Source organism: Novosphingobium sp. ZN18A2 (genome assembly GCF_036784765.1).
In the GTDB taxonomy this organism is placed as follows: Bacteria; Pseudomonadota; Alphaproteobacteria; order Sphingomonadales; family Sphingomonadaceae; genus Novosphingobium.
The window spans coordinates 1391474-1411737 of sequence record NZ_CP136651.1 but is presented as its reverse complement, the minus strand read 5'-3'; the positions used below and the strand labels follow the sequence as shown (position 1 = coordinate 1411737).

The 20264-nt window shown below is 64.9% G+C and carries 22 protein-coding genes; 10 read left to right on the top strand and 12 right to left on the bottom strand.

Translation table 11 applies throughout. The features are described from left to right. Positions 1 to 14: 14 nt before the first annotated feature. Together cydB and cydX are read left to right on the top strand one after the other, a co-directional pair. Positions 15 to 1163 (top strand): cytochrome d ubiquinol oxidase subunit II, encoded by a 1149-nt coding sequence (cydB, locus tag RXV95_RS07050; protein ID WP_338468297.1) that lies wholly within the window; start codon positions 15 to 17, stop codon positions 1161 to 1163. A gap of 42 nt (positions 1164 to 1205) precedes the next feature. After that, positions 1206 to 1316 carry a cytochrome bd-I oxidase subunit CydX gene (gene cydX, locus RXV95_RS07045; RefSeq protein ID WP_338468296.1) on the top strand — a complete coding sequence of 37 codons (111 nt, stop codon included), beginning with the start codon at positions 1206 to 1208 and terminating at the stop codon, positions 1314 to 1316. A 58-nt stretch (positions 1317 to 1374) separates the two neighbouring features. Here cydX and RXV95_RS07040 read toward each other — a convergent pair whose 3' ends face one another. Together RXV95_RS07040 and RXV95_RS07035 are read right to left on the bottom strand one after the other, a co-directional pair. Next, positions 1375 to 2406 (bottom strand): quinone-dependent dihydroorotate dehydrogenase, encoded by a 1032-nt coding sequence (locus tag RXV95_RS07040; protein ID WP_338468295.1) that lies wholly within the window; start codon positions 2404 to 2406, stop codon positions 1375 to 1377. An 82-nt stretch (positions 2407 to 2488) separates the two neighbouring features. After that, positions 2489 to 3637 (bottom strand): L,D-transpeptidase family protein, encoded by a 1149-nt coding sequence (locus RXV95_RS07035; protein WP_338468294.1) that lies wholly within the window; start codon positions 3635 to 3637, stop codon positions 2489 to 2491. A 73-nt stretch (positions 3638 to 3710) separates the two neighbouring features. Here RXV95_RS07035 and RXV95_RS07030 point away from each other — a divergent pair, with 73 nt between their 5' ends. Then, positions 3711 to 4310, top strand: coding sequence for a murein L,D-transpeptidase catalytic domain family protein (locus RXV95_RS07030; RefSeq protein WP_338468293.1), 600 nt, complete (start codon positions 3711 to 3713; stop codon positions 4308 to 4310). Between the two features lie 17 nt (positions 4311 to 4327). Here RXV95_RS07030 and RXV95_RS07025 read toward each other — a convergent pair whose 3' ends face one another. The 3 genes from RXV95_RS07025 to RXV95_RS07015 form a co-directional block, all read right to left on the bottom strand. Then, a complete protein-coding gene (locus tag RXV95_RS07025) occupies positions 4328 to 4960 on the bottom strand; it encodes a DsbA family protein (RefSeq protein WP_338468292.1) in 633 nt (210 codons plus the stop codon). Continuing rightward, positions 4960 to 5760 carry a TlpA disulfide reductase family protein gene (locus RXV95_RS07020; RefSeq protein ID WP_338468291.1) on the bottom strand — a complete coding sequence of 267 codons (801 nt, stop codon included), beginning with the start codon at positions 5758 to 5760 and terminating at the stop codon, positions 4960 to 4962. The genes RXV95_RS07025 and RXV95_RS07020 overlap by 1 nt, the downstream gene beginning before the upstream one ends. Positions 5761 to 5824: 64 nt before the next feature. Next, positions 5825 to 6457, bottom strand: a complete 633-nt coding sequence (locus tag RXV95_RS07015; RefSeq protein ID WP_338468290.1) for a TetR/AcrR family transcriptional regulator — start codon at positions 6455 to 6457, stop codon at positions 5825 to 5827. 149 nt (positions 6458 to 6606) lie between these two features. Here RXV95_RS07015 and RXV95_RS07010 point away from each other — a divergent pair, with 149 nt between their 5' ends. The 3 genes from RXV95_RS07010 (at position 6607) to RXV95_RS07000 (ending at position 8652) form a co-directional block, all read left to right on the top strand. Next, a complete protein-coding gene (locus tag RXV95_RS07010) occupies positions 6607 to 7878 on the top strand; it encodes a cytochrome P450 (protein ID WP_338468289.1) in 1272 nt (423 codons plus the stop codon). 16 nt (positions 7879 to 7894) lie between these two features. After that, a complete protein-coding gene (locus RXV95_RS07005) occupies positions 7895 to 8068 on the top strand; it encodes a rubredoxin (protein ID WP_338468288.1) in 174 nt (57 codons plus the stop codon). 86 nt (positions 8069 to 8154) lie between these two features. Beyond that, complete coding sequence (locus RXV95_RS07000) at positions 8155 to 8652, top strand: MarR family winged helix-turn-helix transcriptional regulator (RefSeq protein ID WP_338468287.1); 498 nt, start codon at positions 8155 to 8157, stop codon at positions 8650 to 8652. Positions 8653 to 8799: 147 nt separating this feature from the next. Here RXV95_RS07000 and RXV95_RS06995 read toward each other — a convergent pair whose 3' ends face one another. The 4 genes from RXV95_RS06995 to RXV95_RS06980 form a co-directional block, all read right to left on the bottom strand. Next, on the bottom strand, positions 8800 to 10119 hold the full coding sequence (locus tag RXV95_RS06995) for a HAMP domain-containing sensor histidine kinase (RefSeq protein ID WP_338468522.1): 1320 nt from the start codon (positions 10117 to 10119) through the stop codon (positions 8800 to 8802). 73 nt (positions 10120 to 10192) lie between these two features. Continuing rightward, positions 10193 to 10870 (bottom strand): response regulator transcription factor, encoded by a 678-nt coding sequence (locus tag RXV95_RS06990; RefSeq protein ID WP_338468286.1) that lies wholly within the window; start codon positions 10868 to 10870, stop codon positions 10193 to 10195. 145 nt (positions 10871 to 11015) lie between these two features. Further along, positions 11016 to 11330 carry a hypothetical protein gene (locus tag RXV95_RS06985; protein WP_338468285.1) on the bottom strand — a complete coding sequence of 105 codons (315 nt, stop codon included), beginning with the start codon at positions 11328 to 11330 and terminating at the stop codon, positions 11016 to 11018. 73 nt (positions 11331 to 11403) lie between these two features. Beyond that, positions 11404 to 12126: an SIMPL domain-containing protein gene (locus RXV95_RS06980; RefSeq protein WP_338468284.1), complete on the bottom strand. Its 723-nt coding sequence runs from the start codon at positions 12124 to 12126 to the stop codon at positions 11404 to 11406. A 145-nt stretch (positions 12127 to 12271) separates the two neighbouring features. On the opposite strand from RXV95_RS06980, the gene RXV95_RS06975 reads away from it, so the two are divergent. Beyond that, positions 12272 to 14056, top strand: a complete 1785-nt coding sequence (locus RXV95_RS06975; protein WP_338468283.1) for an ATP-binding cassette domain-containing protein — start codon at positions 12272 to 12274, stop codon at positions 14054 to 14056. Positions 14057 to 14241: 185 nt separating this feature from the next. Then, positions 14242 to 14895, top strand: coding sequence for a ubiquinol-cytochrome c reductase iron-sulfur subunit (gene petA, locus RXV95_RS06970; protein ID WP_338468282.1), 654 nt, complete (start codon positions 14242 to 14244; stop codon positions 14893 to 14895). Between the two features lie 49 nt (positions 14896 to 14944). Here petA and RXV95_RS06965 read toward each other — a convergent pair whose 3' ends face one another. Then, entirely contained in the window at positions 14945 to 16750 is a 1806-nt protein-coding gene (locus tag RXV95_RS06965) for a DUF885 family protein (RefSeq protein WP_338468281.1), read from the bottom strand. A 117-nt stretch (positions 16751 to 16867) separates the two neighbouring features. Next, complete coding sequence (locus RXV95_RS06960) at positions 16868 to 17341, bottom strand: DUF6456 domain-containing protein (RefSeq protein WP_338468280.1); 474 nt, start codon at positions 17339 to 17341, stop codon at positions 16868 to 16870. Positions 17342 to 17461: 120 nt separating this feature from the next. On the opposite strand from RXV95_RS06960, the gene RXV95_RS06955 reads away from it, so the two are divergent. Further along, positions 17462 to 18034 (top strand): helix-turn-helix transcriptional regulator, encoded by a 573-nt coding sequence (locus RXV95_RS06955; RefSeq protein ID WP_338468279.1) that lies wholly within the window; start codon positions 17462 to 17464, stop codon positions 18032 to 18034. A gap of 12 nt (positions 18035 to 18046) precedes the next feature. Next, complete coding sequence (locus tag RXV95_RS06950; protein ID WP_338468278.1) at positions 18047 to 19246, top strand: glycosyltransferase; 1200 nt, start codon at positions 18047 to 18049, stop codon at positions 19244 to 19246. A 28-nt stretch (positions 19247 to 19274) separates the two neighbouring features. On the opposite strand, the gene secF is transcribed toward RXV95_RS06950, so the two are convergent. Then, positions 19275 to 20258: a protein translocase subunit SecF gene (gene secF, locus RXV95_RS06945; RefSeq protein ID WP_338468277.1), complete on the bottom strand. Its 984-nt coding sequence runs from the start codon at positions 20256 to 20258 to the stop codon at positions 19275 to 19277. Between the last annotated feature and the right edge of the window lie 6 nt (positions 20259 to 20264).

The following is a 20264-nucleotide window of genomic DNA, read 5'->3' as shown; positions in this document are numbered from 1 at the left end:
AGGATACTGGTAAGATGGCTATTCCCTTCGATTACGAAACGCTGCGCCTGATCTGGTGGGCCTTGCTTGGCGTGCTGCTGATCGGTTTCGCGCTGACCGACGGTTTCGACCTTGGCACTATGGCGATGCTGCCTTTCGTCGCGAAGACCGACGAGGAACGACGGATGGTGATCAACACGGTCGCTTCCACGTGGGAAGGCAACCAGGTGTGGTTCATCCTGGGCGGCGGCGCGATCTTCGCGGCGTGGCCGCTGGTCTATGCGGTCAGCTTTTCGGGCTTTTACCTCGCGATGTTCCTGGTGCTGGCGGCGCTGATCCTGCGCCCGGTCGGCTTCAAGTACCGTTCGAAACGGGCAGACACCGGCTGGCGCACGCGCTGGGACTGGGCGCTGTTCACCGGCGGACTGGTGCCCGCGCTGGTATTCGGCGTGGCGGTCGGCAACGTGCTTGTCGGCGCGCCGTTCCGCTTCGACGATGACTTGCGTATGTTCTACGAAGGCTCCCTGCTGGGCCTGTTCTCCCCCTTCGCGCTGCTGGCCGGGCTGCTTTCGGTAACGATGCTGGTGCTTCACGGCGCCGGCTGGCTGAGCATGAAGGCAGAGCCCGGCCCGGTGCTGGACCGCGCGCGCCGTTGGGGCCAGGTCGCGGCAATCGCTTCGGTGGCGCTGTTCGCCATCGGCGGCCTGTGGGTCGCGAATGGCGCAATCGGCTATGCCATCGCCAACGTCGCCGATCCGGGCGGCCCGTCGAACCCGCGCCTGACGGAAACCCTGCCCACCGCAGGGGCGTGGGTTGCCAATTACGCAAGCCATCCCTGGATGCTGATCGCCCCGCTGATCGGCCTTGCCGGTCCGCTCGTGGCGCTGATCGGCATCCGCAAGGCGAAGGACGCGCTGGTCTTTACCGGATCGACACTGGCGACGACGGGCATCATCGCCACGGTTGGCCTTTCGATGTTCCCGTTCATCCTGCCCAGTTCGATCGATGCGCAATCCAGCCTGCTGGTCTGGAACGCATCTTCCAGCAAGGGCACGCTGTTCACCATGCTGATCGTGACCGTGGTCCTGCTGCCGATCGTCCTTGCCTACACCGCCTGGGCCTATCGCGTGATGTTCGGCCGCGTGACCATGGACCAGGTTCGCAACAACCCGGATTTCTATTGAGCCCCGGTTTCAGCCATCGATTCCCGCGAAGGAGAGCTTCCGATGTGGTATTTTTCATGGATCCTGGGTGTCGGCCTTGCAGTCGGCTTCGGCATCCTCAACGGCATCTGGCATCAATTTCACAGCAAGCCGGAAGACGACCTGACCCTTTGAATGGGACCGCTCGTCTCATTTCGGTTGTACCGGCGCGATAGCGGCATCAAACCAAGCGTCAGGCGGTCCCCACCGCCTCGGCGACAGATTTGAAGCCCTCGCGCCGCATCAGCCCTTCGAGGTCGCGCAAGGTACGCCGGGCAATGCCGGGGCCTTGGTAAACCATGGCGCTGTACAGTTGCACGAGGCTGGCTCCGGCGCGGATGCGCTCCCATGCATCCGCGCCGGACGTTATGCCGCCAATCCCGATCAACGGAATCGCCCCGCCCGTCGCCATGCGGAAGTCTTTCAGCCGCTGCTGCGCAAGATCGCGCAAGGGCGCGCCCGAAAGCCCGCCCGTCTCCGCCGCAAAGCGCGATTGCAGCGGCGGACGCGAAATCGTGGTGTTGCTGACCATCAGCGCGCCCAGCCCGCGATCGATCGCGATGCGCGAAATGGCATCGATATCGGCAGGCTCAAGATCGGGGGCGACCTTCAGGAAAACGGGCGGCCCGCCCTCGCCCCGCGCGGCCAGAACCGCATCCAGAAGGCCGGTCAGCGCGCCTTCGTCCTGCAGCGCGCGCAGGCCCGGCGTATTGGGGCTTGAGATATTCACCGCAAGATAGCTGGCAAGCGGCGCCATCAGCCGCGTCATCGCCGCATAATCGGCAATGCGATCCGCCGATTCCTTGTTCGCCCCGATGTTTATGCCAACGATACCGAGCCGCCCCGCGCGCGCCGCCAGCCGTTCCGCCGCCGCCTCTCCCCCGCCGCTGTTGAAGCCGAAGCGGTTGATGACCGCGCGGTCTTCTTCCAGCCGGAACAGGCGCGGCTTCGGATTGCCCGGCTGCGGGCGCGGCGTGACGGTGCCGACTTCGGTAAACCCGAACCCCAGGCCCAGCACTGCATCGGGCACTTCGCCATCCTTGTCGAAACCCGCCGCCATCCCCAGCGGATTGGGAAAGGCCAGGCCGGCGACCGTTGTGGAAAGCGGGCCGCCCCCGGGCGCGGGCGCGCGCCTGGGCATCCACTTCAGCGCCGCAATCGACAGGCGGTGGGCCCGCTCGGGATCGAGCAGGAAGACGGCGGGACGGATCAGCGCGTAACTCATCGCGCGCGGCTATGGCAAAGGCGCGCGCGCGCGTCCATTGCCCATGCCCATTCCGGTCGGCTTATGCCAGGGTCAGGACCAATCAATCCGTGCAGGGGATATTGGCGGCCGGCGGCGCGGGCACGCGCACATCGCGCTTGTAGATGTCCTTGTAGGTGACGACGGCCCCGCCGGCGTCGGTTCCGGCGGTGAAATAGGCGATGTAGAGCGGCATCGGCCGCGCAAGGTCGACTTGCGTCGTCTTGCGGCTTTCGACGATCGCGTCAATCTCTTCGCGCGTCTTCACCCCTTGCAGAAGCGTCGCGGCATACCCGATCGCATCGTCGGTGCGCACGCAACCGTGGCTCAGCGCCCGGTTCTCGCGTTCGAACAGGGTGCGGTTGGGCGTATCGTGCATGAACACGCTGAACCTGTTGGGCATGACCAGTTTCATCTGCCCCAGTGCATTGTTCGGCCCCGGCGCCTGACGATAGCGCCCGTTCTGCACCACGTACCCCCGCGCCCGCGCCGTCGCCGGATGACGCCGGACCAGCGCCCCCACGCTTTCGCGCACGATGCTGGCGGGCACTTCCCACCAGGGATTGAAGATCACGCCGGTGATATCGGTGTGGAACACGGGCGTGGGCGTGCTCGTCTTGCCCACAATCACGCGCCAGCTGCCATCCGGCTTGCCGCCGCGCGTAAGCCGCGCCTGGAACGCCGCCGCGTTCACCAGCACGTGATCCGGTCCCAGCGAACGGGGCATCCAGCGCCACCGTTCCATGTTCTTGCCGATCGTCGCGCGGCGCTTTTCATCGGTTTCGGCGGCATAGGCGCGGCGCAAGGCCGCATATTCCGGGTCCTGCGGATCAAGCCCGGTGAAGAACGTTCCCAGCGTTCCGCTTGCCAGCGCATTCACCAGCAGCGGCGCAATGTCGATCCGCTTGTCGGTATCCTCGATATTCCATCCCGCCTTCTGCGCTCCGGTCGCCGTGCCCAGAAGATGCATGCGCGCCAACCGCGTGGCGAGCGCCATCGCCGCCACATCCATCGCGGCGCGGTCGCCCGATGCAACAGCCCTGTCCAGCGCGGCGGTGGACGGCGCGGGCAAGGCGTCTGCCGGGGCCGCGGCAACCTGCTGGCGCAGCACCGCGATATCGGCGTCGGTCCAGCCGGGCACTTGCGCGCCGGCAAGCGCCGGAAAGGCCAGTGCCATCCCGCCGAAAATCGACAACGCGCGTTTACGAAACATTGGCTGTTCCCCCTTGGAATTCACGCGATAAGCACAACATATAGTTGGGATCAATTATAAGGGATCGCAATATATGGTATATGACCGACGCCGCATCCTTGGCGGCATGGTTGCCGGAACGGCCGGAATCGTATCGCCGCGCGCCTTTGCCGCCGTCAAGGCCGGAGAACGGCCGCCGCTGCTTGATGAAGCGCGCGCCGCGCTGCAATCGCACGCCGGGCACATTCCCAACCGGAATGTCGTGGCTATCGCCGACTTTTCCCGGAATTCGGGCGATGCGCGGTTCCACCTTGTCGACATCGCGGGCGGGCGCGTGCTGGAAAGCTACCTCGTCTCGCACGGGCGCGGCTCCGATCCGCGCAATACCGGCTGGGTGCAAAGCTTTTCCAACCGGCCCGGTTCCAACGCCACGTCGCGCGGCGCCTATGTCACCAGCAACGAATATTCGGGCAAGCACGGCAGATCGCGCCGGCTGATCGGGCTGGACCCCGAAAACAACCTTGCCATGCCGCGCGCCATCGTGATCCATTCGGCCAGTTACGTGAACCGCAACATGGCCACCAACCACGGCCGCGTTGGCCGGAGCGAGGGGTGTTTCGCGGTTTCGCGCGACGTCATCCACGAAGTGCTGACCCGGCTCGGCCCCGGATCGCTGCTCTACGCCGGACGCTGACGCATCGCGCGCAGGCATTACGCCGGAGCATTGCCTCCGGCCTCCTCGGCGCGCACCGCGGCGACCACGCGCTTAAGTGTCGGCAGGTCCACCGCGCCGCGCAGCAGGTGATTGCCCACCAGCAGAGCCGGCGTGCCCTGCAGGCCCAGCTTCTGCGCGTGGAAATCGGTTTCGGCCAGAAGCTTGTCGATATCGGCGGCATGGGCCTTCTCGTCCGCCTCCAGCCGCTTCCAGTCGACGCCCGCCGTCTTTGCCGCCGCGCGGATCGACTGGTCGTTCAGCCGCCCCGGCACGTTGAACAGCGCATCGTGGAAGGCGGCATGCTTGCCCTGGTATTGCGATGCGATGGCCAGCCGGGCGGCGATGCGCGATTCCGGCCGGATCACCGGCCAGTCGCGATAGACGATGCGCACCTTGTGATCGCTTGCCACCAGTTGCTCCAGCACCGGTTCCATGCGCTTGCAATAGGGGCAGGCGTAATCGAAATACTCGACGATCGTCACGTCATAGCTGCGCGGCGTAACCTTGGGCGCCAGCGGATTGTCGGTGAACACCGCCATCGTCTGCGCGATATTGCCCGCCATCGCCTGCGGTGCGGCGCCCAGCATGGCAACGGCGGCCAGTGCCGCAAGGATTGAACGCAAGGTCATCACTCTTCCTTCTCGATCTCGGTAATTCCGTCGGCAAGCCCTGCCCGCCCGATTTCGCCCGTGTGCCTTTGCACGATCATGCCGTGCGCGTCGATGAACAGCGTCACCGGATAGCCCTTCACCCCGATTGCCTGCGCCAGCGACGCGGCAGGGTCCAACGCGACGTGATCTGGCGCGATCCCCTCGCGCGCTAGGAAGCGTCCGGCCTGCGCGGCATCCTCTCCCGAATTGACCAGCACGATCGGCACGGTCGAATCCTTCGCGGCTTCGGCCAGAAGCGGCAATTCGCGGCGGCAGGGCGGGCACCACGTGGCCCAAAGGTTGATAACCACCGGCCGCCCCCTGAAACCGGCAAAGTCAAGCGGCGCACCCGAAAGGCGTTCCAGCGGCGCGACTTTCGGCAGTGGCACGGGTGCGGGACCGATCAGCGCAAGCACGCCCAGCGACGCCGCGCTTGTCGCTGCCAGAGCGGCAAGCGCAAGCCCCCTCGCCCTTGCGCCGCGCAGCATCACGACCAGCACCAGCGCGGCCACGACCAGCCCCGCCGGAACCATGAACCCGCCTTGCCAGACCGCAAAGGCGCTTGCCCAACCGGCGGCGAAACTATCCAGATGCGCGGCGACATAGCCTGCCCTTGCCGCCACCAGCCCCAGCGCCGTTGCCCACAGCGCGGCGCGCTCGCCCGGCTGGCGCAACCGGCGCCCGCCAAACGCGACAAGCGCCACGAACAGCCAGATGGCGACAACCGCGACAAGGCGATCCGCCGAAAGCACAAGGGGACCAAGGGAAACGAAAGACAAGGTGGACCCGGTGATTAAAATCAGGATTTGCTAATGCATGTCCTGCCACGTCCGGCCTGCCGCGTCATCCCCCAATCAGGGCCGGACGCACCATGGCCCGCAAATGCCTGCGCACAGCGCCGGTATCGGGTTCCATCCCCGAAGCGCTGCCCATTGCCGCCTCGATCGCCAGCCCCGCCTGCAGGCACCCCAGCACGTATGCGGTTGTGCGTGGATCGAGCGCGGAATCGATTTCACCCGCCGCGCGCCCCGCCTCTATCATCGAAACAAGCCGTTCGGCATAGCGTTCCTCCACCGCCTGGAACGCCTCGCGCGTTTCCAGCGCATTGGCGATCATCGCGCTGAACAGCACGAAATAGGCGCGCACAGACGTATCGGTGACGACAAGGTCGGCAAAGCGGTCAATCGTGGCGAGAAGCTGCTCCAGCGGGCTGCCCGCCCCGGCCACCGCGATGTCTATCTGGCGGTGCACGTGGCTGGAAACGCGCGCGATCACCGCTTCGATCAGCCCGTCCTTCGATCCGTATTTGCGACTGGCAAGCCCGCGGCTGAACCCCGCGCGTTCTCCCACGCGTTCAAGCGTGGCGGCGGCATAGCCTTCGCGGGCAAGGATTTCGGCCGCCGCGGCCAGCAGCCTGTTTTCCGATTCCTCGCTGCGTTCGCGCTGCGTGCGCCGGTTTGCCGCCTGTGTCGCCATTCCTGCCTTGCGCCCCTTATTTAGTTGTTGACCGACAACTAACCACTTTATAGCCTTCCCGCGTTCTCGGCAAATCCGCCTGCGCGTGCCGGCGAGTCGGTCATCCGGGGCCCCGATCCGAAACGTGGACGGGATTGGAGAGGACAGACATGACCATCGCAAATGAACTCGCCGATACCATCATCAGCGGCAGCGCCTATGCAGACGGAGATCGCGTGGACGCGGCCTTCAGGGAAATCCGGGCCAATACCCCGCTCGACGTCGCGCAACCGGAAAATTTCGACCCGTTCTGGGTGGTCAGCCGCCACGCCGATATCAAGGAAGTCGAACGCCAGCCCGACCTGTTCCACAACGGCGACCGCTCCACCTTCCTCAGCCCGCGCGACAACGAGGAAAAGGTAAAAGCCCTTACCGGCGGCGACCCCAACCTGATCCGCAGCCTCGTCTCCATCGACGGAAAGGAACATAAAGACCTGCGCGGAATCGTGTTCCCGCACGTCACCCCGCGCGCGGTCCGGCCGATGGAAGACCGCATCCGCGAAATCGCGCGCGGTTTCGTGGATCACATGCTGGGTTTCGACGGCGAATGCGATTTCGCGATGGACGTCGCGTTCCTTTATCCGCTGCGCGTGATCATGACCGTGCTGGGCGTTCCGGAAGAGGACGAAGCCTTCATGCTGCGCCTGACGCAGGAGCTGTTTTCCAACGCCGACCCGGAACTCAATCGCCGCCGCGCCGAGCTGACGCCGGAGGAGATGCTGAAGTCTCTGTGGGAAACCAACCTGGAACTGGAACGGTATTTCGCCAAGGTGACCGAGAAATTCCGCGCCAACCCCACGAAACACATCAACTCGCTGATCGCCAACGCGAAAATAGACGGTGAATACCTGAACCACCGCCAGATGATGGGCTATTACATCATCGCTGCCACCGCCGGGCACGATACCACGTCTAACACGACGGCGGGCGCGATGTGGGCGCTGGCCGAACGTCCCGAAATGCTGAAGCAGATGCAGGACGATCCCGCGCTCATCAACGCGTTCGTTGAAGAATCCATCCGCTGGGTGGTGCCGGTGAAGCACTTCATGCGCAGCGCCACGCAGGATTGCGAGATCGCCGGGCAGAAGATCAGGAAAGACGACTGGCTCATGCTCGCCTACCAGTCGGGCAACCGCGACGAGGCGGTGTGGGACGATCCGTTCGAATTCCGCATCGACCGTGGCCAGAACCCGCAGATCGCCTTTGGATACGGCGTCCACGTCTGCCTGGGCCAGCACCTTGCGCGTATGGAAATGCGCATCCTTTGGGAAGAACTGTTCAAGCGGCTGAAGTCGGTGGAACTGAATGGCGAACCGAAGCGCACGATTTCCAACTTCGTGTGCGGCCCCAAGCACGTGCCGATCCGCTTTACGGCCAACTGATTCAGGAGAAGACGAGATGAGCGCCCCCTATCGCAAGTGGCGCTGCATGAACTGCGGCTTCATCTATGACGAGGAACTGGGCTGGCCCGAGGACGGCCTTGCCCCCGGCACCCGGTTCGAGGACATTCCGGACGACTGGTATTGCCCCGATTGCGGCAGCGAGAAGCAGGACTTCGAACTGGTCGAATAGGCGCCCAATCGTCTCGCCCGTTACAATCCGTTTGCAATTCGCACAGCTTTGCGGCTTGAAGGCGCATGAGGGGCAGACGGACCACGATGACGAACAAGGAACAGGCGGAAGCGGTTGACCCGGCGGAGCTGCTGCACCGCATCCTGAAGCTGCAGAACAGGCTGATCGCGCCGTTCTCTGTCCACCTCGAAAAACGCTTCGAAGTGACGGTGAACGAATTTCGCGTGATCATGCTGGTCGGCCGGCTGGGCACCACCGCCAGCCACGAACTGGCAGAAATCACCGCGGTCAGCCCGATGAGCATCAGCCGCGCGGTTACCGCGCTCGAAAAACAGGGCCGACTGGTGACGGAGATTGACCCCGCAAACCGCCGTCGCAAGATCCTGCGCCTCAGCCCCGCAGGCGAGACACTTTACCGCGAGATGCTGCCCACGACCGAGAAAGTGGCAGATTACCTGTTCCAGTCGCTCGGCCCGGCCGAAGTCGCCGCGTTCGGCGAAACGATCAGCGCACTGATAGACAGCCTTGAGGCAGAGGATGAGCAAGGCCGGTCTAAGTTTCTGGAAGCGACACGGCCGGAATAACGTGAAGCGCCGGGGCAGCGGCCGAAGGATGGCGCCGTTGTCCTGCATTGCGGGCTGAAAACTTCCATTCCAGCCATACAGACAAGCGAAGTGCATTCCCGATAACCACCGCTCAGTCGCGCGGAACCAGTTGAGCATCCAGGGTCGTCAGCCAATCGCGCGTGGCAGGGTCAGCACGACCATCAGCCCGCCAAGGTCTTCGCTTTCGTCCAGCGTGACGGACCCGCCATAGATTTCCGCCACGTCGCGCACGATGGCAAGGCCAAGGCCGGTGCCAGGCTTTCCGGTGTCCAGCCGCGCACCGCGGGCGAAGATCTTCTCGCGCGCACTTTCGGGGATGCCGGTGCCGTCGTCCTCCACCCAGATATCGCATTGCGAGATGTCTTCGGGATGCGCGTCGATCGTCACGAACACGCTGCCGCCGCCGTATTTCGCCGCGTTTTCGATCAGGTTGCCAAGAATTTCGTCAAGATCCTGCCGCTCTATCGCGACTTGCGCGTCGCGCGCGCCCGACATGTCGAAGCGCACATTTGGATAGAGCCGGGTGACCGCGCGCTCCACCGCCTCCGCGCTGTCCCACACCCGCGCGCGCGACATGCCGCCGGCGCGCCGCCCCACGGCGCGCGCGCGCGCAAGGTGGTGATCGACCTGCCGCCGCATGACGGTCGCTTCGCGGATCACAGTATCGGCAAGGTCGGGCGCATGGGCGGTGGCTGCGTTCATCACCACGGTCAGCGGGGTTTTCAGCGCGTGGGCCAGGTTGCCCGCATGGGTGCGCGCCTCTTCCGCCTGGCGTTCGGAATGGGCTAGCAGCCCGTTGATCTCCTCGACGAGAGGCTGGACCTCCAACGGCAATGGCTCGCTCAACCGGCTGCCCCCGCCCGCGCGCATCGCGGCGATGGCCCGGCGTACGCGGCGCAGCGGCGAAAGACCGTAATAGCTTTGCAGCACCGCCATGACGAACAACCCGAGAGCCAGGACCACGAAGCTCCAGATAAGGATCGCGCGTATGCGGTTGATCTGCGCGTCGAGGTCCGTTCGGCTGGCGGCGACAGCGAACTGCCAGCGCGTCTTGCTGCCCGGCAGGATCACCGTGCGCTCGATAATGAGCAGCGGCTCGTCGCGGAACTGGTCGGAATCGTAAACGTGCGGCTCTGCATCGGTCACATTGCCGCCAAGCTTCAGGCTGCGATCCCACAACGAGCGCGAGAGATAATCTTCGTGCCCCTTCCCGCTGATCTGCCAATAAAGGCCCGAATTTGGTTCGAGAAAGCGCTGGTCACCCAGGGGGCGGGTGAACAGCACGTCTCCGTCGATGCCCACCTCGGCCGAGGCGACCATCGCGGTGAGCATATAGTTCAGCTGATCCTCGAAATTGCGCGTGACAAGGCTGGTCAGCGTGCGGTCGAGCGCGATCCCGCCACCAAGCAACAACACCGCGACCCACACGAAGGCGATAAGCAGCATCCGGCGCGCGAGCGAGCCGGTATGGCGGGAATCGTCCGAAGCGATCGCTTCGGGCGTGTCCACCTCTTCCGGCTCAGCCGCGCGGGGCGTCTGCGGGGTCGTCGAGGCTGTAACCGAGGCCACGGATGGTCGTGATCACGTCCGCACCCAGCTTCTTGCGGATGCGGGTGACAAACACCTCGATGGTGTTCGAATCGCGATCGAAGTCCTGATCGTAGATGTGTTCGATAAGTTCGGTGCGGCTGACGACCTTGCCCTTGTGATGCAGCAGGTATGACAGCAGCTTGTATTCCTGCGCGGTCAGCTTCACCGGCTCGCCCTTCAGCGTGACGCGGCCCGAACGCGTGTCCAGCCGCACGTCGCCGGCCATCAGCTCGGACGAGGAATTGCCCGATGCGCGGCGGATCAGCGCGCGAAGGCGGGCGATCAGTTCTTCGGTCTGGAACGGCTTGGCCAGGTAATCGTCGGCCCCGGCGTCCAGCCCGGCGACCTTGTCGGACCAGCTGTCGCGCGCGGTCAGCACCAGAACCGGGAACTGGCGGCCTTCCTTGCGCCACATGCCCAGCACCGTGAGCCCGTCGATCTCTGGCAGGCCGAGGTCGAGGATCACTGCATCGTAATCTTCGGTGGAACCGAGGAAATGCCCGTCCTCGCCATCGGTCGACAGGTCCACCGCATAGCCGTTCTGCTCAAGCGTGTTCTTGAGCTGCTGGCCAAGGGTCGGCTCGTCCTCGACGATCAGGATACGCATCGAAAAATCCCCTGCTGGCCGCGCATCCCCGCGGCATCCGTTATGCGGTACTTGTTACAAGGGGCTAGATGGGCGTTCGGTTCCATGCGGTCAAGCAATCGCCCTGCCCCCACGCCGGACGGCGCCGTGTTCAAACCGCCCACGCTCAACGCTGCTCGCCGATGATCCGCCCGGTGCGCGCGTCCACCTCTACGTCCACGGCCTGCGCGCCGCGCATGAAGCGCAGGCGATAGACGTTTTCCACCGGATAATAGGTGAAACCGATGTATTTCATGCCCTTCATCTTCGGCACGACGCGCGCCTCGATATCGCGGATGCGCATCGCACCGCCGCTCTTCACGTTGTTGCGCGCGGCTTTCTGCTCGCTCTGGCGCTCTGCCGCCATCGCCTGCGAAGGCAGGACCAGCGGCGCCGAAAGCACAAGCGCACCGGCAACGATCGGGATGAATTTGCGAACCATTACACCCGATTGCCTAGGCCAGCGGGATTGAACAAGGTCTGAATGCTACCGATCGGTGCCATCGTGCCGCCTCCTAGCGCGTCATCTCGAATTTGGCGGTTACGGAGACAGAGGTGCCAACCTCGCCCGGTTCGACCGGCGTCTTCGCCATGGGCGCGGAATCTGCCATGCGCGCCTGCACCATCATCGGCACCGGCCCCTGGTGGCTGACGCTTTCGTCGATTTCCAGCAACCTGACGCCTGAATACCCCGCCATGCGCGCATATTCGCTCGCCCGCTCGCGCGCTTCGGCAAAGGCCGCCTTGCGCGCGGCGGCCTTGGCGGCGGCATCGTCTTCCAACTGGAAGTCCGGACCCGATATATCGGTTGCACCTGCCGCAACCAGCGCATCCAGCACTTCGCCCGTTTCCGCCACCTTGTGCAGTTTTATGCTGACGCGGTTGCTGGCGTCGTAACCGAGGAAAGTGCGCGGCTCGTTCCCGTTATACCGATACTGCGGGTTGAGCCTGATGCCCTGCGTCTGGATGTCCTTGGGATCGACGCCCAGCGCCTTGATCTTCGCGACCACCCCGGTCATCGCTTCCGCATTCTGCCGCATGGCCGCAACCGCCGATTGCGCGCGCGTTGTAACGCCAGCGGACACCACGGCCACATCCGGCGCGCCGTTCACCGTGTGCGTCGCGTTGATTTCCACCACCGGGCCTTGCGCCTGGATCTGGATTTCGGCGGCCATCGCCGGCGCGGCTATCGCGGAAACGGCGGCGAACGGCAGGGCTGCGAACAGGATTGCGCGCATTCGGGTTTCTCCTTGTAATCAGGTCTTGTAATTCGTCTTTCTGGTCGGCGCCTATCCTCGCGTTCCCGTATGACGCGGGCATGAACGCGCGCCGGACCGCGCTTGCACTGGACCTTGCGCGCGCCAGCGGCTAGGCGCCGCGGCCATGGCTGCCGCACCGATCCTTTCGTGGGAAGGCCTGAGCCTTCATCAAGGCTCGGGCTGGCTCTTCCGCGACCTTGACCTGCATATCGCCCCGCGTGACCGGCTGGCGCTGATCGGGCGCAACGGCGCGGGCAAGACCACGCTGCTGAAACTGGTGGCGGGAACGATAGAGGCGGACAAGGGCCTGCGCGCCATCCAGCCGGGCACCAGGGTCGTGATGCTTGAGCAGGAGCCGGATTTCGCGGGCTGCGCCACGCTGCTTGACTTCGCGCTGAAAGGGCCTGACGCCCCCGAACAGCACGAGGTTGAAGCCATCGCCAGCCAGTTGGGCATTGACCTTTCGCGCGATTCCACCAGCGCCAGCGGCGGTGAGAAGCGCCGCGCCGCGATCTGCCGCTCGCTGGCCTCTTCGCCCGACCTCCTGTTGCTGGACGAGCCGACCAACCATCTTGACCTTGCCGCGATCGACTGGCTGGAATCCTGGCTCAACCGCTATACCGGCGCGTTCATCGTCATTAGCCACGACCGCACCTTCCTGACGCGGCTTACGAAGGCAACGCTCTGGCTCGACCGGGGCAGCCTGCGCCGCAAGGAAGTGGGCTTCGGCGGATACGAGGCGTGGGAAGAACAGGTCTTTGCGGAAGAGGCGCGCGCCGCCGACAAGCTGGACGCGAAGCTGAAGATCGAAGCGCACTGGTTGCAGCGCGGCGTTACCGCGCGGCGCAAGCGCAACCAGGGGCGGCTGGAAAAGCTGCACCAGATGCGCGCCCAGCGCGCGGCCATGCTCAGCCCGCAGGGCACCGCGAAGATGAAACTGGCCACCGACGATGTGAAGACGAAGTCGGTGATCGTGGCGGAGCATGTCACCAAGCGCTTCGGCGAACGCACTATCATCAAGGATTTCTCCCTGCGCATCCAGCGCGGCGACCGGATCGGCCTTGTCGGCGCGAACGGCGCGGGCAAGACCACGCTGCTCAAGCTGCTGACCGGGGAACTGGAACCCGACGAGGGCGAGGTAACGCTGGCAAAGACGCTGCACGGCGTGATGATCGACCAGCAGCGCAGCCTGCTCTCCCCCGAAAAGCGCGTGCGCGACGTGCTGGCCGAAGGCGGCGACTGGGTCGATGTGCGCGGCACGCGCAAGCATGTGCAGGGCTATCTGAAAGACTTCCTGTTCGAACCCGGCCTTGTCGATGCGCGCGTGGGCACGCTTTCCGGCGGAGAGCGTTCGCGCCTGCTGCTGGCGCGCGAATTCGCGCGGAAATCGAACCTGCTGGTGCTCGACGAGCCGACCAACGACCTTGACCTCGAAACGCTGGATCTCTTGCAGGAAGTGATCGCGGATTATGACGGCACGGTGCTGATCGTCAGCCACGACCGCGATTTCCTGGACAAGACGGTCACGATCACGCTGGGGCTCGACGGGTCGGGCAAGGTGGATATCGTCGCGGGCGGATATGCGGACTGGGAGGCCCGGCGACAAAAGCGCACGGCGCCGGTCAAGGCGGCCAGAACGGCACCTGCGCCGCCCTCACCTGCCCCGCAGCAGCGCAAGGGAAAGCTGTCCTACAAGGACCAGCGCGATTACGATCTGCTGCCCGGTCGGATCGAGGAGCTGGACGCGGCCATCGCGCGTGACGAGGCCGCGCTGACCGATCCCGATCTCTATACGCGCGACCCTGCCCGCTTCGCGAAGCTGACCGAAGCGCTGGACAAGGCGCGATCCGAAAAGGACGCGGCCGAGGAACGCTGGCTGGAGCTGGCGGAAATGGTCGAAGCCATGTGATTGTCCGGGCGGCGGGTTTTCGCCGTTCCGACCAATGCCGTGGCGCCGTTTTCTGCCATTTGGCGTGGCCAGAGGATATCCCATCGGAACGGCAGCCGCTTTTCGGCGTTATGATCCATGGGGCGGTGCAACGCTCTGGGGGGCTTTGATCGGGGATCAGGCACTTCCGGAAGGGCGAGACATCCATGACTCAAGCATCGCCAACCAACACCAACGATCTCGTGCCCGAAAGCGGCGTCAGGCGGCGCGACTTCATCAACGTCGCCGCGGTAACCTCCGCCGGGATCGCCGGCCTCGCTACGCTTTACCCGCTGATCAGCCAGATGGCGCCGGCCGCCGACGTTCTGGCTGCGGGCGAACCGAAAACCTTCGATCTCGGCCAGGTAGCGCCCGGCCAGCGGATCGTGACCATATGGCGCTCCATGCCCATCTTCATCGTCAACCGCACGCCGAAAGACCTTGCCGGGTTGCGCGAGCCGGCGCTGCTGAACCACTTGCGCGATCCGGACTCGCACGAAGCGCAGCAACCCGATTATGCGGCCAACTGGAGCCGGTCGATCAAGCCCGAGTATCTCGTGCTGATCGGGATCTGCACGCACCTGGGCTGCATCCCCGAATTCAAGCCCACGCCCGGATCGATCGGCGACAATCTGCCGGGCGGCTTCTTCTGCCCATGCCACGGGTCGAAATACGATATGGCGGGGCGCGTGTTCAAAAGCGTTCCGGCGCCATACAACCTGCCCGTCCCGCCGTATCATTTCGCCGGCGCTAATACGCTGACGATTGGCGAAAACCCGCCCGGCAGCGCCTTCAAGGTGACCTCGATCGGCCAGTTGTGACGCGGCAAGATCGCCGCGTCACCCCAACGCCAAGTTGGCGCGCGCGGCCTCAGACCGTCTGCTGCGTCACCCAGGCATCCACTTGCTGTTCAAGCAGGTTCAGCGGCATCACGCCCTGTTTCAGGATTTCATGGAACTGGCGGATGTCGAACTTGTCGCCAAGCGCGCCTTCCGCCTGGGCGCGCAGGCGCATCCACGTGTTCTGGCCGATCTTGTAGCTGCACGCCTGCCCCGGCGAGGCGCAATAACGCTCGATCTCGCGCTGGGCGCGGGCGCGCGGGAAGCCGGTGTGCTCGACCATGTAATCGGTCGCCTGCTTCACGCTCCACCGCTTGGCATTGAGCCCGGTATCCACCACCAGTCGCACGGCGCGGAACAGCCACGATTGCAGCGCCCCCGCCTTTTCCAGCCCCTGATAACCGCCCAGTTCGTCCGCCAGCATCTCGGCATAGAGCGCCCACCCCTCGCCATAGGCGGAGTTCCAGTAGTTCTTGAGCAGCAAGGGCAGATGCTTGTCTTCCTGCAGGATGCTGCCGTGCAGGTGATGGCCGGGAACGCCTTCGTGATAGGTCAGCGAAGGCAGCGTGTATTTCGGCCAGTCGCCCGTGCTTTTCAGGTTGATCCAGTAAATCGCGGGCCGCGACCCGTCGAGCGAGGCGGGATTGTAATAGCCGTTGGGCGCGCCGTCCTGGATTTCCGGTGGCACGCGGCGGATTTCAAGCGGCTGGCCGGGGATCGTGGCGAACGCCTGCGGCAGTTTCTTCATCATCGCCTGCACACTGCGGTTCAGTTCCGCGATCAGCGCGGCGCGGCCTTCGTCGTCATTGGCATAAAGCTGCTCGGGCCTGGAATTGAGCGCCGTCAGCCGCGCGCCCACCGTGCCTTGGGTCATGCCCGAAGCCTTCAGGATCGTATCGAGCTGTGCGGAAAGCTCTGCCACCTGTTGCAGGCCAAGCTGGTGGATCTCCTCCGCGCCCATATCGGTGGTGGTGAACATCTTCAGCGCGCGCGAATAGATCTCCGCGCCTTGCGGTACGCGCCACACACCGTCGCCAGCGCGCGTGGTGCCGCGCATCTTCTTCACCAGCGCAAGCTGGCGGCGCAGCGCCGGATAGACGCCCTCCTCGACAATTTTCGTCGCCTTCGATGCCCACTCGCCATGAATTTCCTTCTTCCGGCACCGGCTTTCCAGAGAGGACACCATGCCGCTGTCCGCCGCCGCGGGTTCAAGCAGCTTGCCGATCTGCCCGGCCACAAGGTCGAGCGACCATCCCGGCGCGGCATACCCCCTGGCCGCTTCCTCGCGCTGCCACGCGGTCTGTTCGTCCAGCGCCATCGGAAACTGCGAAAGGCGCGAAAGATAGGCTTCCGCATCCTCGCGCGTTTCGATCGGGTGGGTGGAATTGAGGAAATCGGGGATGGAGAAATAGGCGCCGTCCTGCTGGCTGAGGCGATAAGGCGCGCCGACCGATGGAATCGGAAACGGTTCCGACATCAACTGAGTCTCGAGCATCGATTCGACGATCTGGCGCCGCAGCTTGCCCGTATCGCTGAACCCCGTGGGGTCGAGCGCTCTGGTGGCCGCCAGCATGTCCTTCGTAAAGGCCGTGCCGGCCGCGTCGCCCGCCGGGCTGAAATCGTCAAGCCTCGCGCGTGCGGACGCATACGTGCCCTTGTCCAGGCCAAGCGCCGTCATCGACATGGGGCTGAGCCGCATTCCGCCCCAGAAAATCCGGTCCATCAATGCAACCAGCGGCACATCGCCTTCTGCCTGCGCGGCCAGCGCCCGCGCCGGTCCGGCCATGCCCCACGCCAGCGCCAGGCCACTCGCTGCCAGAAATTGCCTGCGTTCCATATGCCTTGCCCCCGATCGTTGATTACGAATGACACCGGATTGGCGGCTGGCGGGCGCGGGCGCAATGTCGCCTGTCGATGAGATTGTGCGGTTGGTCGGCTGCGCGGGCGGGCCGGATCACCGGATTCGGTAGAAATCCGCCACCCGGTCAAGCGCGATGGACAGCACCAGTTTTCCGCTCCGCGCAGGCCACGCCAGCGCCTTTTCCGCCGTGGGCAACGCTTCACCCGCGCAAACCACACGCCACAGGATGTCAGACAGTCCGGCGCCCGCTTGCACGATTGCCTCGTCGAACCGCTGCTTTGCGGCGATCTGCCGTTCGCCGGGCGTCAGGCCGGTATCGACGCCGCCCTTCACCCGCACGGCCTCCCACCGCATCGTCACCGACGGCGCAAGCTGGGCGCGTTCCCAATCGGCGCGCAACCGTTCGCCCGCATCGAATTGCCGATCGGTCAGCTTGCCGCGCGCGTGAAGCCAGGTCAGCGGCGATTCCGCCAGATTCACCGTTGCCGTCCGGGTTCGCCGTGCGCCGCTGTTCACACGGCGCACACCTTCGTTCGTCAGTTCGCGTTCGGCGAGCATCCTGCGCATAATTCCTCCAAAATGGAACATAATTGGAACGATCACCTCCCTTGCCCCCGCGCCCGCTTTGTAGGAAAGCGCTTTTTCCATCAGCACCAAGAGGCCAGACGCCGGGGGCACGCCACAGGAATGATCAATCGCATCCGCGACATTCGCCGGCAAAAAGGGCTGACGCTTGCGCAAGTGGCCGCGCGCTGCACGCCGCCCACGACCGCGCAGACAATCGGGCGGCTCGAAACGGGCATGCGCACGCTTTCGCTCGGCTGGATGAACCGCATCGCCACCGCGCTTGGCGTCGATCCGGACGTGCTGGTGAAAAGCGAAAGCAGCCCTGCCCCGCAAATTGTCGCGCGACTGACCGACATCGGGGCAGAGGCGCTGCCGCGCCCGATGGACGCGGTGCTGCCCACCGAACTTTCGCCTGATTCGAACCACATGGCGTTGATCGTCGAGACCGGCGCGGGAGAATATCGCGCGGGGGACCAGGTGTGGCTACGCCCGAGCGAGCCGGACGGATTCGTCCGCGCGCTCAACCGCGACGTGCTGGTGCCACGCCCGGCGGGCCGCTTTGCGTTCGGCCGCATGATCGATCATCGCGACGGCCGCGTTGCGATCCTGCCGCCCGGCGCGGGCAGCCGGCAGATCGTGGTGGATCGCCCGCCCTGGATGGCGGTTGCCGAAATGCTGGTCCGGCGGCTGTAGAGCCCGAAGCCCGTGACGGATCGCCCGCTTCGCCTGCTGTCTATCGCGACGCTTTACCCCGCGCCGCAGCGACCCGGCTTCGGCCGGTTCGTCAAGCGCCAAATGGATGCGCTGGCCGCACGCGGCGACTGGGAGGTGACGGTTATCAACCCGGTCGGCCTGCCGCCGCTGCACTTCGGGCGATATGCCAGTCTTGCCGAGATACCGCCTGTGGAAACCGATGGGCCGATAACGGTTTATCACGAACAGTTTACATTGATCCCCCGGATAAGCGGGCGGTTCAATCCGGCGCTGATCGCGCGCGCGATCCTGCCGCTGGCAAGGCGGCTGCATGCGGAGCGGCCGTTCGATGCCGTGGATGCGCAGTTCTTCTATCCTGACGGTCCCGCCGCCGCGCGTATCGCGCAAGACCTGGGCCTTCCCTTCGCCATCAAGGCACGCGGCAGCGATATCCATTTCTGGGGCAAGACGCCCTATGCGCTGGAACAGATGCACGCCGCCGCAGCGCAGGCCGACCTGTTGCTGGCCGTATCGGACGCCTTGCGCCGCGACATGGCTGCACTGGGCCTGCCGGACGACAGGACAGTCGTGCACTATACGGGGCTTGACCGCGAACGTTTCCAGCCGCTTGAACGCGCCGCCGCGCGCCAGCTTGTCGCCGCGATGCCCGATCTCAACGTCTGGTCGAAAGGGCGGCTGCTGCTGAGCGTGGGGGCGCTGGTTCCGGTCAAGGGGCAAGACCTTGTAATCCGCGCCATGCCGCTGTTGCCCGAAGACGTACACCTCGCCATCGCGGGGTCAGGCCCGGAACAGGCGCGCTTGGAAACACTTGCCGCGGCGATGGGCGCGGCCGACCGGGTGCAATTCCTGGGCGCCGTAGGGCACGAAACCCTGCCTGGCCTGTTGAGCGCGGCAGATGTGATGGTGCTGCCATCGGAACGCGAAGGGCTGGCCAATGCCTGGATTGAGGCACTGGCCTGCGGCACGCCGATCGTTGTGCCGGATATCGGCGGGGCAAGCGAAATCGTCACGTCGCCGGCCGCCGGACGGCTGGTTACGCGTGACCCCGAAGCTATCGCCACGGCGGTTGGCGAACTGCTGGCCGCCCCGCCGCCGCAAGACGAAGTGGCGCAAACCGTCGCCCGCTTCTCGTGGGAAGCGAATGCGGCGGACATGGCGGATCGCTATGCCGTGATGGTGCGGCGGGGCTGAACCGGCCCCGCGCCCGCCTGCTTCGGGATCAGCCCGCCTTGCCTTCGCGCGCGAGCCGTTCCTGCTTTTCGACCACGGATTCGGCCGGAACGAAGCTTTGCGACGTGACCTTGAGCCAGATGAGGATCGGCGCGGCCATGTAGATCGAACTGTACGTACCGACGAAAATGCCCAGCGTGATCGCGGCCGAAAAACCGAAGATCACGTCCGGCCCCAGGAACAGCAGCGCCGACAGCGTGATGAGCAGCGTCAGCGAGGTCATCACCGTGCGCGCCAGCGTCTCGTTCACCGACAGGTCGAGCAGTTCGGGCATCGGCATCCGGCGATATTTCTTCAGGTTCTCGCGGATGCGGTCGTAAACGACGATGGTGTCGTTCAGCGAATAGCCGATCACCGTCAGCACCGCGGCAACGATGTTGAGGTCGAACTCCATCTGGGTCAGCGCAAACATGCCCAGCGTCAGCGAAACGTCGTGGACCAGCGCGAACAGCGCGCCCACGCCGAACTGCCATTCGAACCGCACCCAGATATAGATCGAGATCGCGATCATGGCGGCCAGCAGCGCATAGATGCCGCTGGTAAACAGCTCTCCCGAAACCTTGCCGGAAACCGAATCGATACCGTCGATCCGCACGTCCGGGTGCGCGGTGCGCACGGCGGCGGTGATCTTGTTGGCCATCGCTTCGGCCGCGCCGGCATCGTGTTCCGCCGATGCGGGCAGCTTCATGCGGATGGAAACTTCGTTGGGCTGGCCGTACCGCTGGATGATCGGCTCACCCACGCCCAGTTGCTCCACGTCCTTGCGCAGCGCTGCAATCGGCGCTTCCGCGCTTTTCGTGAAGGTCACGCGGATCATCTGGCCGCCGACAAAATCGACGCCCAGGTTCAACCCGCGCGTGGCGATCAATCCCCATGAAGCCAGGATCAGCGCGCAGCTGATCAGGTAAAACGGCACCCGCCACTTCAGGAAGTGGATGTTGGTGTCTTCGGGGACGAGCTTGAGCAGTTTCATGGTCCG

What these genes read in the sequence shown, in the direction of transcription:
- RXV95_RS07040 (WP_338468295.1), bottom strand. Translation starts at nt 2,406, where the DNA reads ATGAGTTACGCGCTGATCCGTCCCGCCGTCTTCCTGCTCGATCCCGAG.
- RXV95_RS07025 (WP_338468292.1), bottom strand. Translation starts at nt 4,960, where the DNA reads ATGACCTTGCGTTCAATCCTTGCGGCACTGGCCGCCGTTGCCATGCTG.
- RXV95_RS07005 (WP_338468288.1), top strand. Translation starts at nt 7,895, where the DNA reads ATGAGCGCCCCCTATCGCAAGTGGCGCTGCATGAACTGCGGCTTCATC.
- cydX (WP_338468296.1), top strand. Translation starts at nt 1,206, where the DNA reads ATGTGGTATTTTTCATGGATCCTGGGTGTCGGCCTTGCAGTCGGCTTC.
- RXV95_RS06990 (WP_338468286.1), bottom strand. Translation starts at nt 10,870, where the DNA reads ATGCGTATCCTGATCGTCGAGGACGAGCCGACCCTTGGCCAGCAGCTC.
- petA (WP_338468282.1), top strand. Translation starts at nt 14,242, where the DNA reads ATGACTCAAGCATCGCCAACCAACACCAACGATCTCGTGCCCGAAAGC.
- RXV95_RS07000 (WP_338468287.1), top strand. Translation starts at nt 8,155, where the DNA reads ATGACGAACAAGGAACAGGCGGAAGCGGTTGACCCGGCGGAGCTGCTG.
- secF (WP_338468277.1), bottom strand. Translation starts at nt 20,258, where the DNA reads ATGAAACTGCTCAAGCTCGTCCCCGAAGACACCAACATCCACTTCCTG.
- RXV95_RS07035 (WP_338468294.1), bottom strand. Translation starts at nt 3,637, where the DNA reads ATGTTTCGTAAACGCGCGTTGTCGATTTTCGGCGGGATGGCACTGGCC.
- RXV95_RS07015 (WP_338468290.1), bottom strand. Translation starts at nt 6,457, where the DNA reads ATGGCGACACAGGCGGCAAACCGGCGCACGCAGCGCGAACGCAGCGAG.
- RXV95_RS07030 (WP_338468293.1), top strand. Translation starts at nt 3,711, where the DNA reads ATGGTATATGACCGACGCCGCATCCTTGGCGGCATGGTTGCCGGAACG.
- RXV95_RS06980 (WP_338468284.1), bottom strand. Translation starts at nt 12,126, where the DNA reads ATGCGCGCAATCCTGTTCGCAGCCCTGCCGTTCGCCGCCGTTTCCGCG.
- RXV95_RS06975 (WP_338468283.1), top strand. Translation starts at nt 12,272, where the DNA reads ATGGCTGCCGCACCGATCCTTTCGTGGGAAGGCCTGAGCCTTCATCAA.
- RXV95_RS06995 (WP_338468522.1), bottom strand. Translation starts at nt 10,119, where the DNA reads ATGCTGCTTATCGCCTTCGTGTGGGTCGCGGTGTTGTTGCTTGGTGGC.
- RXV95_RS06960 (WP_338468280.1), bottom strand. Translation starts at nt 17,341, where the DNA reads ATGCGCAGGATGCTCGCCGAACGCGAACTGACGAACGAAGGTGTGCGC.
- RXV95_RS06985 (WP_338468285.1), bottom strand. Translation starts at nt 11,330, where the DNA reads ATGGTTCGCAAATTCATCCCGATCGTTGCCGGTGCGCTTGTGCTTTCG.
- cydB (WP_338468297.1), top strand. Translation starts at nt 15, where the DNA reads ATGGCTATTCCCTTCGATTACGAAACGCTGCGCCTGATCTGGTGGGCC.
- RXV95_RS06955 (WP_338468279.1), top strand. Translation starts at nt 17,462, where the DNA reads ATGATCAATCGCATCCGCGACATTCGCCGGCAAAAAGGGCTGACGCTT.
- RXV95_RS07010 (WP_338468289.1), top strand. Translation starts at nt 6,607, where the DNA reads ATGACCATCGCAAATGAACTCGCCGATACCATCATCAGCGGCAGCGCC.
- RXV95_RS06965 (WP_338468281.1), bottom strand. Translation starts at nt 16,750, where the DNA reads ATGGAACGCAGGCAATTTCTGGCAGCGAGTGGCCTGGCGCTGGCGTGG.